General features: G+C 66.3%; 12 protein-coding genes and 2 tRNA genes. 4 read left to right on the forward strand and 10 right to left on the reverse strand.

The window, feature by feature from the left end:
* The first annotated feature begins 527 nt into the window (after nt 1–527).
* Nucleotides 528–743 carry a hypothetical protein gene (locus CHC09_RS23100; RefSeq protein WP_089295277.1) on the forward strand — a complete coding sequence of 72 codons (216 nt, stop codon included), beginning with the start codon at nt 528–530 and terminating at the stop codon, nt 741–743.
* Nucleotides 744–760: 17 nt separating this feature from the next.
* Here the strand turns inward: CHC09_RS23100 and CHC09_RS23105 are convergent, their stop codons facing one another.
* The 7 genes from CHC09_RS23105 to CHC09_RS23135 all read right to left on the reverse strand — a co-directional run bounded on the left by CHC09_RS23105 (nt 761) and on the right by CHC09_RS23135 (nt 6,770).
* Nucleotides 761–1,555, reverse strand: coding sequence for a carbon-nitrogen hydrolase family protein (locus CHC09_RS23105; RefSeq protein ID WP_089295278.1), 795 nt, complete (start codon nt 1,553–1,555; stop codon nt 761–763).
* Nucleotides 1,556–1,643: 88 nt separating this feature from the next.
* Nucleotides 1,644–2,153 carry a GNAT family N-acetyltransferase gene (locus CHC09_RS23110; RefSeq protein ID WP_239138460.1) on the reverse strand — a complete coding sequence of 170 codons (510 nt, stop codon included), beginning with the start codon at nt 2,151–2,153 and terminating at the stop codon, nt 1,644–1,646.
* Between the two features lie 134 nt (nt 2,154–2,287).
* Nucleotides 2,288–3,577 (reverse strand): ATP-dependent Clp protease ATP-binding subunit ClpX, encoded by a 1,290-nt coding sequence (gene clpX / locus CHC09_RS23115; RefSeq protein WP_089295280.1) that lies wholly within the window; start codon nt 3,575–3,577, stop codon nt 2,288–2,290.
* Between the two features lie 212 nt (nt 3,578–3,789).
* Complete coding sequence (locus CHC09_RS23120) at nt 3,790–4,452, reverse strand: ATP-dependent Clp protease proteolytic subunit (RefSeq protein ID WP_089295281.1); 663 nt, start codon at nt 4,450–4,452, stop codon at nt 3,790–3,792.
* An 11-nt stretch (nt 4,453–4,463) separates the two neighbouring features.
* Nucleotides 4,464–5,099, reverse strand: a complete 636-nt coding sequence (locus CHC09_RS23125; protein ID WP_089295282.1) for an ATP-dependent Clp protease proteolytic subunit — start codon at nt 5,097–5,099, stop codon at nt 4,464–4,466.
* A 211-nt stretch (nt 5,100–5,310) separates the two neighbouring features.
* Nucleotides 5,311–6,660 (reverse strand): trigger factor, encoded by a 1,350-nt coding sequence (gene tig, locus CHC09_RS23130; RefSeq protein WP_089295283.1) that lies wholly within the window; start codon nt 6,658–6,660, stop codon nt 5,311–5,313.
* 36 nt (nt 6,661–6,696) lie between these two features.
* Nucleotides 6,697–6,770: transfer RNA gene (locus CHC09_RS23135), tRNA-Pro, on the reverse strand.
* A 130-nt stretch (nt 6,771–6,900) separates the two neighbouring features.
* On the opposite strand from CHC09_RS23135, the gene CHC09_RS23140 reads away from it, so the two are divergent.
* Nucleotides 6,901–6,974 (forward strand) — tRNA-Gly (locus CHC09_RS23140).
* A gap of 77 nt (nt 6,975–7,051) precedes the next feature.
* Here CHC09_RS23140 and CHC09_RS46490 read toward each other — a convergent pair.
* Both CHC09_RS46490 and CHC09_RS46495 read right to left on the reverse strand, forming a co-directional pair.
* Nucleotides 7,052–7,192, reverse strand: a complete 141-nt coding sequence (locus CHC09_RS46490; protein WP_179277239.1) for a hypothetical protein — start codon at nt 7,190–7,192, stop codon at nt 7,052–7,054.
* Between the two features lie 8 nt (nt 7,193–7,200).
* Nucleotides 7,201–7,617 (reverse strand): tyrosine-type recombinase/integrase, encoded by a 417-nt coding sequence (locus CHC09_RS46495; RefSeq protein WP_244911612.1) that lies wholly within the window; start codon nt 7,615–7,617, stop codon nt 7,201–7,203.
* A gap of 417 nt (nt 7,618–8,034) precedes the next feature.
* Here CHC09_RS46495 and CHC09_RS23150 point away from each other — a divergent pair, with 417 nt between their 5' ends.
* Nucleotides 8,035–8,499 (forward strand): DUF4262 domain-containing protein, encoded by a 465-nt coding sequence (locus tag CHC09_RS23150; protein WP_089295284.1) that lies wholly within the window; start codon nt 8,035–8,037, stop codon nt 8,497–8,499.
* Nucleotides 8,500–9,992: 1,493 nt separating this feature from the next.
* Here the strand turns inward: CHC09_RS23150 and CHC09_RS23155 are convergent.
* Nucleotides 9,993–11,327, reverse strand: coding sequence for a lipase family protein (locus CHC09_RS23155; RefSeq protein WP_089295285.1), 1,335 nt, complete (start codon nt 11,325–11,327; stop codon nt 9,993–9,995).
* Between the two features lie 533 nt (nt 11,328–11,860).
* On the opposite strand from CHC09_RS23155, the gene CHC09_RS23160 reads away from it, so the two are divergent.
* The gene (locus CHC09_RS23160) at nt 11,861–12,331 is read left to right on the forward strand and encodes an NUDIX domain-containing protein (protein WP_089295286.1); all 471 of its coding nucleotides are present in this window, start codon (nt 11,861–11,863) and stop codon (nt 12,329–12,331) included.
* Nucleotides 12,332–12,439 lie beyond the last annotated feature (108 nt).

Consider the following 12,439-nt stretch of genomic DNA (forward strand, 5'->3'; position numbering starts at 1 on the left):
TCCAACCCACTCCCGAAAGAGATAGGCCGGGGTATTGCCATAATTGGCACTGGCTTATCAAGCACCCTGTTGAGTTCTCAAAGAACAACCGCACATCGAAGCCCGAATCTCGTTCAGAGATCCGCTTTCGAGGCAACCGTTCAAGTTTACCTGGTCGTTTTCGCTCGACGCGATCCGGAGGATCTCGTCAGCCTCGCCCAAGTGGAAGTGGCTCAAGCAGACCGGCCGACTATCAGCGCGCCCGGTTCCTGCTGGCTGAATCACTCTACCCGGTCAGTTTCGCATCCGCAAGTCCGTCTTTATCTTGGACTTCGCCGCACTGCCCGGCGCTGAAGTCAAGCGTAGCTCGCTTCAGCAGCCCCCGAAGGCGCGATCCGGATTGTCACGTTTGTGGCTCTCCGTACCGGTTTCCCGCGGGCAGAGAGAAAGTTACTTGATTGCCCGCCCAGACCGCAAATCGACGAACGTGCCCAAGCCACCGCGGTTCGCTGGCACACAGCGGCGGGAAACCGTGACAGAGTGGCCTGATGGACGCATCCGAGACGCTAGCGGTCGACGCGTTCCTCGGCCTCCTGGTTCCAGTCTGGCAGGTGGTGATCGGCGTGCTTGTGCTGGTGACGATGGTCGTCTCGACTCGAAAGCTGCTTCTGCGTGGCCCGTCCCGAATGGGTGGCGCGCTCCTGCTGGTCGGTTCCGCGGTGATCGGGTTAGCCGTCGTCAGCTACCTGCTCCAAAGCCTGTGACGCCGGATACATCCCCGTCAGAGACGTCGGTTGGCAAGGCTCGGTAGCTCCTCACGGATGGTCTGGAGCCGGCCCAGGTCCAGATCCGCGATCACGACTCCCACGGTGTCCGGCGCCTGCGCGAGCACCGTCCCCCACGGGTCGATGATCATGCTCCGCCCGAAACAGCTCCGCCCCGGCTCGTGATCGCCGATCTGGTCGGCCGCCAGGACGAAGCACTGGTTCTCGATCGCGCGAGCACGGAGCAATACCTCCCAGTGGTCCCGCCCGGTGTGCAGCATGAACGCCGCGGGCACCACCAGAATCTTCGCTCCGGCGATCGCCAGCTGCCGGTACAGCTCGGGGAACCGCAGGTCGTAACAGGTGCTCAGCCCGATCGGCACGCCCTTGACCTCCGTGACCACGATCTGGTCACCCGGCGCGACGGTTCGCGACTCCTGGTACGAGACCCGGCCGGCGATCTCCACGTCGTAAAGATGGATCTTGCGGTAGGTCGCCGCGAGCGAGCCGTCCGGACCGAACAACAACGTGGTGTTGAACGTGCGGCTCTCGTCCGGGCCGGTCTCGTGGAACGAGCCGGCGTGCACCCAGATGCCCAGCTCGCGCGCCGCCGCGGCGAAGAACGCGGCGAACTCCCCGTCGACCGCCTCCGGTCTGGGCGCGTCGTCGGCGCGGCCGAGAAAGTCCACGTATTCCGGAAGAACGGCCAGCTCGGCGCCGCCTGCGGCGGCGCGCTCGAGCAACGACCTCGCGACGGAGAGATTGTGGGCGCGGTCATCCCGCGAGTTCAGTTGGCAGACTGCGACGCGCATGAATCCGAGCGTACGTCGAACGACGCGTCCCGTATCCGGCTCACCGGCAAATTCGCCACGCGGTTGGACACCGCAACCGGCGGCCAGATCACCAGCCGGCGGTGGCTGGCATCAGCAGGACCTCGGAGCCGACCGGTTGGTAACCAGCGGCGAGCAGGACACGAAGGCTGGCGGCGTTGCCCGGGGCGCACTGAGCCCAGAGCGGCCGGTCCTCCGGAACGAGGTGCCGGGCCGCCATGGCCAGCCGGCGCCCGTGTCCCCTGCCTCGTGCTCCCGGCTCGACCTCGAAGGCCACCTCCCAGCGACCACCGAGCCCGCGGCCGATGACCAGCAGACCGTGCTCGGACGTCCACAGGCGCACGTCGGTGCGGTACCGGTGGGCACGGAGGGCCCGCGGGTGTTCGCTGGCGTCGAGCGGCGTGAGCCGGACGGAGGGGTCACGGGGAAGCCGAGCGGCGAGCAGCGACACGTCGAAGGCGCCGGCATGCAGACCGAGTCGATCCTCGAGCGCGGTCAGGAAGCGTGGGCCGGTGGGCGCGGCGAAATCCGCACCAGCGAGTTTCTCCGCCCACGCGAGCTCGACGTCGGCCGCGATCACGACATGACCCGGATACGACACCACCGCCGCCCGGTCGGACGACGGTGGTGGTACGACCTCGAGCCACGGGTCCGGTACGTGCCGGTCGCCACGTTCGATGCCGGCGAGGATTCCCGCCAGATCGCGGGAACTGGTCAGGCCGACTTCTCCTCGCGTGCGTGCCGGCGCCGGCCGACGAACTCGCGCGGAACGATCGTGGGGTTGACGTTCTCCAGGACGACCCCACGGGTGATCACCACACGGGCGGCGTCCGGGTTGCTGGGCACCTCGTACATCACGGAGAGCAGGACCTCTTCCATGATGGCGCGCAGGCCACGGGCGCCGGTGCCGCGGAGCATGGCCTGGTCGGCGATCGCCTCCAGGGCGCCCTCGTCGAACTCCAGCTCGACGCCGTCGAGCTCGAAGAGGCGCTGGTACTGCTTCACATAGGCGTTGCGGGGCTCGGTGAGGATCTGGATCAGGGCCTCACGGTCGAGGTTGCGGACCGTGGTGATCACGGGGAGGCGGCCGATGAACTCGGGGATGAGCCCGAACTTCAGCATGTCCTCCGGCATCACCTTGCTGAAGATGTCGTCGGTGTTCCGCTCCGAGATCGACCGCAGCCGGGCGCCGAAGCCGACCCCACTCTGGCCGACGCGCTGCTCGATGATCCGGTCCAGCCCGGCGAACGCGCCACCCACGATGAACAGCACGTTCGTTGTGTCGATCTGGATGAACTCCTGGTGCGGGTGCTTACGGCCGCCCTGGGGCGGAACGTTCGCAACCGTGCCCTCGAGGATCTTCAGCAGGGCCTGCTGAACGCCCTCACCGGAGACGTCCCGGGTGATCGACGGGTTCTCGCTCTTGCGGGCGATCTTGTCGACCTCGTCGATGTAGATGATGCCCTGCTCGGCGCGCTTGACGTCGTAGTCCGCCGCCTGGATCAGCTTGAGCAGGATGTTCTCGACGTCCTCGCCGACGTAGCCGGCCTCGGTGAGCGCGGTGGCGTCGGCGATCGCGAACGGCACGTTCAGCATCCGCGCCAGGGTCTGTGCGAGGTGCGTCTTGCCGCAGCCGGTGGGGCCGATGAGCATGATGTTGGACTTGGCCACTTCGACGTCGCTGCCACCGCCCGGGGCGCCGTTCGACTCAGCCTGGATGCGCTTGTAGTGGTTGTAGACCGCGACAGCGAGAGCTTTCTTCGCCTGTTCCTGGCCCACCACGTAGGTGTCGAGGAACTGGCAGATCTCCATCGGCTTGGGAAGCTCTTCCCACTTCACCTCGCCGGTCTCGGCCAGCTCTTCCTCGATGATCTCGTTACAGAGATCGATGCACTCGTCGCAGATGTAGACCCCGGGGCCCGCGATGAGCTTTTTGACCTGCTTCTGCGACTTCCCACAGAAGGAGCACTTCAGTAGGTCGCCACCGTCACCGATCCGTGCCACCTACGTTCTCCTTGCGCTCAACGACTGACCTTTGGCCGGTCCGTGTCCGAGGGCTGATTGCCTCGTTTTCATCTCATCGTCTGCCGACCCGCGTAACTGAGGCTGCTGGCTCGACGTTACCCGCAATGGGGCTGTTCTCCGACCCCCCAAAACGGGCGTGTCAGGGACCGGCCAGTCTAGTGCCACCTGTCCGGCCCCTGACGTCACGCATCTCAGCTGCTGGCGCCGACGGTCTGCAGGCTCTTCTTCCGGCTGACCAGGACCGTGTCGACCAAGCCGTACTCCTTGGTCTCGTCCGCAGTCATGATCTTGTCGCGGTCGATGTCCTTGCGGACCTTCTCGATGCTCTGGCCGGAGTGGCGGGACAGCATCGTCTCGAGCTGGGTCCGCATCCGCATGATCTCGCGCGCCTGGATCTCGATGTCCGAACCCTGGCCGTAACCACCCTCGGTGGCCGGCTGGTGGATGATGATCCGCGAGTGCGGCAGCGCCATCCGCTTACCCGGCGTACCGGCCGCCAGCAGCACCGCGGCCGCGCTGGCCGCCTGGCCGAGGCAGACCGTGCTGATGTCGGGACGGACGTACTGCATGGTGTCGTAGATCGCCGTCATGGCGGTGAACGAGCCACCGGGCGAGTTGATGTACATCGTGATGTCGCGGTCCGGGTCGGTGCTCTCCAGCGTCAGCAGCTGGGCCATCACATCGTTCGCCGACGCGTCGTCCACCTGGACGCCGAGGAAGATGATCCGGTCCTCGAACATCTTGTTGTACGGGTTCGACTCCTTGATGCCGTACGAGGTGCGCTCGGTGAACGAGGGCAGCACGTAACGGTTGTGCACCGGAGCGAACCCGGGAGGCATGGTCAGGTCTGTCATGGTTCCGCTCCTCAGTTCAGCGTTCCGGCGCCCTCGGGGACCTGCGTGGCCCCGGTGATCACCTTGTCGATGAAGCCGTAGTCCTTCGCCTCCTCGGCCGTGAACCAGCGGTCCCGGTCGAAGTCGGCGGCGATCTGCTCCTGGGTCTGACCGGTGTGGAACGCGATCCGCTCCTGGAACATGCGCTTGGTGTAGAGCATCTGCTCCGCCTGGATGGCGATGTCCGCGGCGGTGCCACCCATGCCACCGGACGGCTGGTGCATCATGATGCGGGCGTGCGGCAGGGCATAACGCTTGCCCACCGCCCCGGCGCAGAGCAGGAACTGCCCCATCGAGGCAGCCATACCCATCGCGACGGTCGACACGTCGTTGTCGATGAACTGCATGGTGTCGTAGATGGCCATACCCGAGTAGACAGAGCCACCGGGCGAGTTGATCCACAGGTGGATGTCCCGCTCCGGGTCCTCGGCGGAGAGCAGCAGCAACTGCGCGCAGATCCGGTTGGCGACCGCGTCGGTCACCTCGCTGCCGAGGAAGATGATCCGCTCACGCAGCAGGCGATTAAAGACCGAGTCGTCGAGGTTGCCACTCAAGGTGTCGCCGCCGCGCCGCATGGCGGGCCCGATTGTGGTGTGGAGATCGGTCATGGCAGCCCTTCACAGCTTGCTGTGTCGGCCGTGGTTCCGGCCGGCGAGTTGTCCGTCGTACGACCAACCTAACTGGTCGATTGCGCATCAGCTTCCCGCTCGGGCAGGTGTTCGCTGACAGCGCACCGGGCCTCGCTCGTACCCCGGAAATGGCAGCGGCCACCGCGCACCGGAAGCGGTGCGCGGTGGCCGCCGAACAACGGTCCTTGGATCAGTGGTTGTGACCGGCGTGCTCGTCCTCGCTGGCGGCGCGCAGGTCGTCCAGGGAGAGCGTGTTGCCCTCGCTGTCCTTCATCGTGACCCGCTCCATGACCGATGCGAGGGCCTTGCCCCGGCGCACGTCGCCGAAGACGGCCGCCGCGGCGCCCGAGCGGACCAGCTGGTCGTAGTACTGCTGGGGCTGCATCTGGGCGCGCTGCGCCCGGTGCACGATCTCGTGGCCGAACTCGTCGTCGGTGACCTGAACGTCCTCGGCGTCGGCGACGGTGTCGAGCAGCAGCTGGATCCGGACGCCCTCCTGGGCCGCCTCGGTCAGCTCCTGGTCGATCTGCTCCTCGGTCTTCTCCTCGGAGTCCAGGTAATCCTGGAGGGTCGCGCCGATCCGCTCGAGCTGGTCGGTCATCGCCTGCTTGCGGCCCTCGACCTCGTCCTTGACGACGCCCTCCGGAGCCGGGATCGCGGCGGCCTCGACGAGCTGCTTCAGAGCCTCGTCGCGGGCGGCGTAGATCTGCTCGACCTTCTTCGCCCGGGTCAGCCGCTCACGAAGGTCACCGCGCAGCTCCTCGAGGGTGTCGAACTCGCTCGCCAGCTGGGCGAACTCGTCGTCGATCTCGGGCAGCTGCTTGTCCTTGACGGTCCGGACGACGACCTTGACCTCAGCGTCACGGCCGGCGAAGTCGCCGCCGACGAGCTGGGTGGTGAAGGTGCTCTCGTCGCCGGCGGAGAGGCCGACCAGCACCTCGTCCAGGCCCGGGAGCAGCTGCTTGCTGCCGACCTCGTGGGAGATGTTGGAAGCCGAGCCGCCCGGCACCTCCTCGCCGTCGACCGTGGCGTTCAGGTCGAGCTGGACGTAGTCGCCCTCCGCAGCGGCGCGCTCGACGGTCTTCAGCGTCGCGAAGCGCTCGCGCAGGCCGTTGATCTGCTCGTCGATCTCGTTGTCACCGATCGCGACGGCCGGAACCTCGACCGTGATCGTGGACAGGTCCGGAACGACGATCTCCGGGCGGACGTCGACCTCGGCCGTGAACTTCAGCGGCGCGTTGTCGGAGAACTCGGTGATCGCCACCTCGGGGCGCCCGAGCGTCTTGACGTCGTGCTCCTGGACCGCGGCGAGGATCTGCTGCGGGATCGCCTCCTGAACGGCCTCGTTCAGCACGGCGCCACGGCCGACCCGCTGGTCGATGACCGCTGCCGGAACCTTGCCCTTGCGGAAGCCCGGCACCTGGACCTGCGCGCCGATCTCCCGGTACGCCTTCTGCAGGCTCGGCTTGAGCTCCTCGAACGGCACCTCGATGGCGAGCTTCACCCGAGTCGGGCTCAGAGTCTCGACGGTGCTCTTCACAGGCGTACTCCTTGTTGCTGCGGATGTTGGTGTCAGTCGGGGTGGCGGGATTTGAACCCACGGCCCCTCGCTCCCAAAGCGAGTGCGCTACCAAGCTGCGCCACACCCCGTGGCGTCGGCCAGTGTATGCGGTCTGCTTACCCGTGTGTGCGCTGGAGTCACCTGCTGGGGAATCCGGTTCGCGCGGACGGTAGATGATTCAGTAAGCTGTGCACGAGCCCCGGGGCAATCCGGGGCCTTGCGGGCGTAGCTCAATGGTAGAGCCTCAGTCTTCCAAACTGATTACGCGAGTTCGATTCTCGTCGCCCGCTCCACAACATCGGCCCTGGTCAGAGGAATTTCCTCCGGCCAGGGCCGCTTGCTGTCACCGCCTGGGTGATCTTGCGTGCCATTAGCCGTCGCGGCGCCGACGCTTGGCCTTAGGCTTCGCACCCTTGGCGATCCGCTTGTCCATGCTCTCGGCGATCTCGCGGTCCCGGTCGCTCGTCGCGTGCTGGTAGATCAACGCGGCCCGCATGCTCGCGTGCCCCATCCGGTGCATCAGCTCCCGGGTGCTGGCGCCGCTCGCCGCCGCGATGCGGTTTCCGGTGTGCCGAGGTCGTGGAAGTGGAAGCCCGCCGGCATCCCCGCGTCCGCCAGCGCCTTCGACCACTTCACCGCCCTCCGGAAGTTGCCGGTTCGCAGCGGCATGTCCTTGTCTGCGGTGAACACCAGCGCCTCCGGACCAGCGCCGGTAAAGTCGGCTAAGTGCCTGGTCAGGGCTTGCCGAGCCATTGCCGGAAGAGCAACGACGCGGATGCCGGCCGCGGACTTCGGCGACCCGAACTCCAGGCCGCTTTTCAGGGCGGCCAATTTCCTTGGTACGCGAACAGTCCCGGCCTGTGCGTCGACATCGCACCGGCGTAGGGCCGCCAGTTCGCCCCAACGGAGGCCGGAGAAGGCCGCGACGGTGATCAAGGCCACGTATCGGGGCGGCATTTTCTCGGCGAGCGCGAGGACCTGGGCGACGGTTGCGACCGGCCGCTCCGGGGTGTGGCACCGGTCGTACCCAGGAATTCTGCATGGGTTTGCTTGAAAATTTCGTCCTCGCGGACCGCGGTATTCAGGATCGCCCGCAGCAGTGAGTAGGCCTTGACCGCCTGCGGTTCGCTCGTGCCCTTCTTGGGGCGCAGCAGGAACCTCCCCAAGGTGGTCAAAGTCGACAACCATGCGGGAGATGTCCGGACCGGCCGCGCCGACCAGGCCACAGACCGGTGCCTCAGGGGCTTCCGATTCGCCGCGGCCGGGTGTGGGTGTTCATGTGGCAGGGTATGAAACCGGCCTGGAGGAGCAGCCAGTCAGCTGCCCGGACAAGGACGGGGCGGAAGGCAAACCATGGCGGCCGGACAGCAGGAGACCGAACTCGGCCAGATCGGCGAGGCGATCGCGCGTTCAGGTGTGTATCTGCAGTTCGTGCCGCAGCCGACAGCCCTGGAGACGTGCTGGTACACGATTGGTCTGACCGAGCATGGGCATCCTGAGCTAATTCTCTTCGGGCTACCGCCCGACATCTGCCGGCCCGCCCTGCTTGCCGTTGCCGGTGAGGTCATCGCGGGTCGGCGGGTATTGACCGCCGGGCAGTGCGCCGACGACGTTCTCGAGGGCCACCAGGTCGAGTTCGTCGCGGTGACCGAGCCGGATCGCCACCTACCCGCTGCCGCGCAGTTTTACGCCTTCAGGGGTGCCGCCGTGCAGGCCCTGCAGATCGTCTGGCCGGATCGGTACCACCGCTGGCCGTGGCAACCCGGCACCCGCGTGGAGGACATGCCGGTACTCGGCCGACCCGCCTCGTTGGGCTGACGAAGTGGGCCGGGCAGCGCCGCCCATAAGACAAGTCCCGTACGCCCGTGCCCAAGACACCGCGCCGGGAACTCACTCACCGGAGAGCGCGAACGCAATCTCATGCGAGCGGTCCTACCGGGATGAAGACGTGCATGCCGCCGGACGTGCACGGTCAACGGCTACTTGTTCGCTTCACCTACTCGCACGGAACCGGCGCCACCGCAATTTCGATGCCCACCTCGTGCGACTAGCCCGAATTCCCGCGCTTGCAGGCCTGCGGATTCTGTTTATGGAGGATTAGTGAAGATTTCGAGGAGGAAGAATGCCAGGCACGCCGTCCACTGTCCTTTCGCTGTGGCCCCCTGGCCATGATCACCCCGACTTCGATCTGCAAGATCAGCTCGAAGGGGTTACACCGACGGACAAGGTTGATGTGACGGAAAAGGAGTTACATGTCGCCGAGTGGCAGAATGACCCTAGGTGCGGCCTGCGCGTTCGCCCTTGCTGTCGCAACATGGGTTGCCGGGGTTCCTGGCGGGCTCCGGACGATCGACAGGTACTGCGGTGACGAGAGCTCCACAACGCTCACCGAGCATGCTTTTCCGTTGGCTAGTCGCTGCACGTTTGCGGACGGTACGACGCGTGAATTGGTGCCGGGATGGGTCAACCCGATCATTTTCCTCTGCCTGTCTGCCGGCATCGCACTGTTATCTCTCGCTATTTATGCCGCGTGTCGACAATCATCCGTTGCAGAATTTAATCGGGAGGTATAACGCACTCTTCTCGGCAGCTGAGGACTTACCGGCACCGCCGATCAGAAGATTTCTCTGGCCGTAGTCCCGACCCGATCCTATTCCGGGCGAAGGACCATCCAGCCGAGGTTATGATCCACGAGGACGGCAGCCAGCCGGTGAAGAACGGTCTGAAATTCCTCGGTTCCGGTCGACACTTCGATGTCGAGATGCCAGCGCCCAGACCCGGAAGCGGTGACCTCGCCGTCTTCCTTCAATCCTGCTAGAGGAAATCCTCGACGTCGTCTCGATCGACGTCGTCCGGTAGTGGTTGGGTGCCGATGACCTCGATGAACACGAGAATGATCGTAGTGGCAACGGAGACCTGGACCCGCGCCTCGAGGCCCGCCGACAGTAAGAATGCCCGACTCGCGGCAAATCTGTACGGCTACGCACCCATCGTGGTGTCGGACCCGAACGCCGCGTCGGACGCCGTCCTGCAATCCCCACCCCCGCTTTTCCCTGCAGGTCACCGCGGGCGGCCTTTCGGCGGCGACGTTCCAGCGCACGAATAGCTTGATCCCCGCGACGGCTGCTGATCTCCTTCTCCGACCGTGTGCCAGCAGCTCACCGTCGCAGCATCGAGAGGCCGACCACCACCCCGATCGACAACGGCAGAGCGACCGCAACCGCGATCCAGACGCCATGGGTCATAAAGTCAGCATGCGCCCCATCAAGCGCCGGCAAGTCCGGCTCTCCGGCGCGGAGCATCGCGCCGGGTTATGGCTGGTTGGGCAGGCTCGCGCAGGTGGACGACGCCGGCAGGCCCGCGAGTCGCTGGGTGAGCCAGTTCACGGCTGGGCCCTGGTCGGCCAGATACGCGCCGGCGTGGTTCAGTACCGGGCTGCCGACCTTGGGCAGTTTGATCGGGGCGTAGGTGACGTCCGCGCCGAGTCGGCACCAGTCGACGGCGAGCATGCGGGCCTGAGCGTGGGGTACGGCGTTGTCATTGACGCCGGTGGCCACCCGGACGGCACCGGTCGGCTTGAGGGTGCCGATGAGCTGCGCGTTGATGTAGTCCTGCCAGAGGGGTTCGGTCCGGATGATGTCGACCATGGATTGGCCGTTCACTGTCCATGTCGAGCTGCGTGTGTTGGCGTACGCGAGGACCGAGTCACTGGCGCACATGGTGGAGAGGTCTTTCAGCGCGGCCCGGCCGGCGTCGTTGAGGTACCGGTCGAGCAGCGGCTGCAGCTCCGGCTGGGATTGGATGAATCCGTTCACCGACCAGCCGAGCGTGCCCACCAGTTCGGTGCCGTCGATCCCGGCCGTGACCTCGGTGATGTTGGCCGGCGGGGCGCCTGCGTAGGTGGCCTTCAGCGCTACGTCGGGCGCGTAGGACGGCTGCAGTTCCGCGGCCGCGGCCGCGGCGCCGCCGCCCTGGCTGTATCCGTAGAGACCTACGGCGGAGTCAGCGGTGATCGACGTGTCCGGCAACGCCTTGGCCGCCCGGGCGGCGTCCAGCACGGCGTGCCCGGAGTCCAGACGATTGACAAAGGTGTGCAGCCGGTCGGTGGTGCCGAGGCCGATGTAGTCGGTCTCGACGACGGCGACACCCTTGGAAAGGAGCCGGTAGATGGCGAGCATCTCGTAGTCGATCGACACAGTGGACTGTTTCCAGCCGATCTGCAGGACGAGACCACGCTGCAGCCCCAGGGAGGTGGAGCACTGGTCGCCCTGGCCCATGGTGCCGGGTGCGAAGACGACCAGCGGACGCGGTCCCGGCTCCCGCCAGCGCGCGGCCGGTTCGAGGTAGGCACCGCTGACAGCGACCGCCTGGCCGGCCGAGTCGGTGGACTTGTACATGATCCGGGTCGCGGTGCCGGGCAGCCGGCGCTTGATGCCCGGCAGTGACAAGGTCAGGGGCAGGGCCTCGGTGCGGATCAGCGTGCCGTTGACCGCCGGAAGCGTCGCGGGCGGTGTGTAGAAGGCGGGGATCTCGACCCCTCGGGACGTGACGACATTGTCGGCGGCCCCGGCGGGTGGTGGGGCGACGCCCGCGCCCACCACCGACGCGGCCAGCAACGCGGCGGTGATGCGGGTACGGATGGACATGTCCGGCCTCCATCAGCTCAGCGCGAGCCACCCGTTGATCTCCAGGAAACGTCGCGGTTACCGGAAGGTAACCAGTGCAACTGATACAAACCAGAGTCGTAATCTCTCGGTACGGCTGACCGCCACCTGCCACGCGAGCTTCACTACCGAAGTCAGGCCACGCTGGTGCTCGGCCTGCCAATGCTCGAGATGCCGCTGCCCTCGCTGATCAGCAAGCGGGCGTGGGTACCCACGCGACGAGTTCGGCGAGGCAGGCATCCGGGCCACCTGCGGGTCGACTCCAGCTGCCCCACCGCAGCCGAGCCGCCAGCGGCTTTAGTTAGAAGCAGCGACCTGCGCCCACCACGCGCACCACAACCTCGCCTACTCGCACACCCGGCAACGGTGATCAGCGCCACGTACCGCGGTGGCGTCTTGCCATCGCTCGCGGGCACCTGGGCGACGGCAGCGAACAGGCGACGACCCAAGCAAAGCGCCTGTCAGCGGACCTTCGAGGACCGCACACCGCGCTACGACACCGATACCTTCGTTGCATGACCACCCCGAGCGAACCGACCGGGATTTCTCGCCCCCGCGTAGCGTCCGGTGTCCTGTTCTTCGACGAAGCGGGGAAGGTCCTCCTCGTGAAGCCGGGCTACAAGGACGGCTGGGAGATACCGGGCGGGTTCGTCGAGGCTGGAGAGTCACCACGTGCCGCCTGCGTCCGGGAAGTCCGCGAGGAGTTGGGCCTGTCGCCGGTCGTCGGCGAGCACTTGGTCGTCGACTGGGCACCCGCCGTGGGTGAGGGTGACAAGCTGCTGTTCATTTTCGACGGCGGCGTTCTTCCGGAACGGGACCGGGCCGAGATCCGCTTCGTCGACGGCGAACTGACCGATTGGCGGTTCGTGGCCGTCACGGATCTCGACGCCCACGTGCCGGATCGCCTGGCACGTCGGATCAGGACGGCCGCCGCGGCACGCCAACGCGCGAGCGCTGCCTACGCCGAGCACGGGGTCGAGAGATAGCGCTCGAGGCGACGCACGGTCCAGGCGGTCGGCGGCACCGCTCCCTGGCCGGTTCTGAAGGTTCTTGATCCGGCCGGTTCAACCGTGAGTGATCTCTCGCGCACCAAT

The organism is Actinoplanes regularis, assembly GCF_900188005.1.
GTDB lineage: Bacteria > Actinomycetota > Actinomycetes > Mycobacteriales > Micromonosporaceae > Actinoplanes > Actinoplanes regularis.

Bases quoted from the DNA above. Each gene is read 5' to 3' on its own strand.
- CHC09_RS23150 (WP_089295284.1), top strand. From the start codon at position 8,035: ATGGCGGCCGGACAGCAGGAGACCGAACTCGGCCAGATCGGCGAGGCG.
- CHC09_RS46490 (WP_179277239.1), bottom strand. From the start codon at position 7,192: ATGGGGCACGCGAGCATGCGGGCCGCGTTGATCTACCAGCACGCGACG.
- CHC09_RS23155 (WP_089295285.1), bottom strand. From the start codon at position 11,327: ATGTCCATCCGTACCCGCATCACCGCCGCGTTGCTGGCCGCGTCGGTG.
- CHC09_RS23125 (WP_089295282.1), bottom strand. From the start codon at position 5,099: ATGACCGATCTCCACACCACAATCGGGCCCGCCATGCGGCGCGGCGGC.
- CHC09_RS23120 (WP_089295281.1), bottom strand. From the start codon at position 4,452: ATGACAGACCTGACCATGCCTCCCGGGTTCGCTCCGGTGCACAACCGT.
- CHC09_RS23160 (WP_089295286.1), top strand. From the start codon at position 11,861: ATGACCACCCCGAGCGAACCGACCGGGATTTCTCGCCCCCGCGTAGCG.
- CHC09_RS23105 (WP_089295278.1), bottom strand. From the start codon at position 1,555: ATGCGCGTCGCAGTCTGCCAACTGAACTCGCGGGATGACCGCGCCCAC.
- CHC09_RS23100 (WP_089295277.1), top strand. From the start codon at position 528: ATGGACGCATCCGAGACGCTAGCGGTCGACGCGTTCCTCGGCCTCCTG.